The 1,954-nt window shown below is 57.6% G+C and carries 1 protein-coding gene; it reads right to left on the reverse strand.

What is annotated here, in order from left to right:
* Nucleotides 1-283: 283 nt before the first annotated feature.
* Entirely contained in the window at nucleotides 284-1,852 is a 1,569-nt protein-coding gene (locus tag ACTZWY_RS19660) for an AAA family ATPase (RefSeq protein WP_444792398.1), read from the reverse strand.
* Nucleotides 1,853-1,954: the final 102 nt, after the last annotated feature.

Here is a 1,954-nt window from a genome sequence, read left to right on the forward strand (position 1 = left end):
GAAAGGCGGGCTTCATTTATGTGGACAAGTGGTTTTGGATAATGGGATTTTCGGTTGGCAGGACGTGTTTTGCTATGCTCGAAATCAGAGGTTGGGAGAGAAAACCTGCCAGCAAGCGATGCAAGAATTGAGTCTTGTACGGTCGTGCAATTGGCAGCTTGTGTCTTGTCAATGCAGTGGTCCGCACCAGATATCCCTGATGCGGGTGATCCTTCAGACTGGGATTGCGACCAAATTTTTGCACTGCTCCTGAGTGAAGCTCCTTTTCTGAATTACGAAGCGTTCAAAAAATCTGTGCTGACCTCGAGCTGCTGTTTTCAGCCTCGACGCATTCAGCGCAATTCTTCAGTAACGGGCCCTCGGCTTGACCTGTCATTTCCGCCAGTTTGACGCCTGACAGGAACCCGGCAAGATCCGGGCCCGAAAGACTTCCTCTATCCAGCAGCATTCTGGCCATCGCGATCAGGGTCTCGCGATTTTCCTTGAGGATTGCCAATGCGGCACTTTCCGCACGGGTGAGATGGTCTTGGACCCGTTCCTTCAGGCTGTGATCAAACCGCAAGCGATCGACGGCTGTGCTTGGGGGCCCCATCCAGACCGTTCCGCTTTCTCCCAGCCCATATGACATTTCAAGACCGGTCGCTCTTTCCGTTGCCCTGGCCAAATCACTGTGCTGTCCCCCACCTGCGCCGCCGCTGGGGCGTCCAAGAACAAGGCGTTCAGCGGCCCGCCCGCCAAGTAGCAAAGCGATATCACCCTCAATGTCAGACCGGCGCATCGCACTGGGAAGGTGGGTCATGTCAGCCTGCCCGCCGCCTTGGTACAGTGACAGGAGCTTTGGCTGCGCCTGGCCCGTCGCATGCGCAACGATGGCATGCCCGGACTCGTGCAGGGCGACACCCCAACCGATCTCGTGTGCGATGGATGGCCGAATGCGTTCGACTGCTGTTGTCAGGTCATCTGCATCCAATTCACGCCGTTCCCGCCGTGCAGTGGCACGGGCGGTCTTCACCGCATTTGCGATCTGCGCACCGGACAGACCAACCGCCCTTGCGCAAACGGACGCGAGGTCGGCATCCCTCAGATCATTCCCGAGGTGCCACCGAAACGCGGCTGGCAGCAGATCAGGTGTCGGATGGTCCATTTTGATCAGATAATCGAACCTGCCCGGCCGTGTCAGGGCAGCGTCGATCCTGTTTGCGAAATTCGTGGCGGCGATCACGACGACACCCTCCCGTCCATCGAACCCGTCAAGACATTCCAGCAATCCCGCCACAATGCTTGCAGTCCATGAGGAGTTCTGATCATGCGGGCGGTCCCGATCTCCAATCGCATCCAGTTCATCGATGAAGAAAATTACAGGGCTGGCTTGCATCGCTTGATCGAAAAATGCCCGCATTTTCTGAAGCAGATCGCTCGATCTGGCGCCTTCTGACTGCCATTTTGACAGCGATCCGGCAAAGACCGGAAACCCTGCGTCACGGGCGAGAAGTTTGGGAAGCTCGGTTTTTCCGCAACCCGGAGGGCCTTCAAGCAGCAAACCACTGGTTACGTCTTTCCAGCGGATCTTGCCTGCTTGCCAGTCCCGCAAATCAGCAAGGACTTGTTCAACAGGTTCCCGAACGTCGGCGGCCAGCGGGAAATCAGCAAGTCCCGGGGCCGCTGAAATCTTCCCCTTGTTCAGCAACCTGACCAGCACTTGCCCCGCACCAATCGGATTTGGCGCACGGGCGGCGATTGTCATCTGTTCGGGCGTCAGCGCTGCAACCTCTGCGGCGCTGATGGACGCGGGAATGTCAGTCTCATGCACGATCTGTCCGGGGTAGAGATGCCCAAGGATCACCCGCAGCATTTCGCGGTCCGATTCCGGAAGGTTGATTTCGGCTTCCAGAACACGGGCAAAGCTTGCAGGAAGTGTCGAAGGGTTGGCGCCCACCAGCAGCAAATGGCGGCC

It is taken from the genome of Roseinatronobacter sp. NSM, from assembly GCF_052379845.1.
Classification (GTDB): Bacteria; Pseudomonadota; Alphaproteobacteria; order Rhodobacterales; family Rhodobacteraceae; genus Roseinatronobacter.

Bases quoted from the DNA above. Each gene is read 5' to 3' on its own strand.
- ACTZWY_RS19660 (WP_444792398.1), bottom strand. From the start codon at position 1,852: ATGCTGCGGGTGATCCTTGGGCATCTCTACCCCGGACAGATCGTGCAT.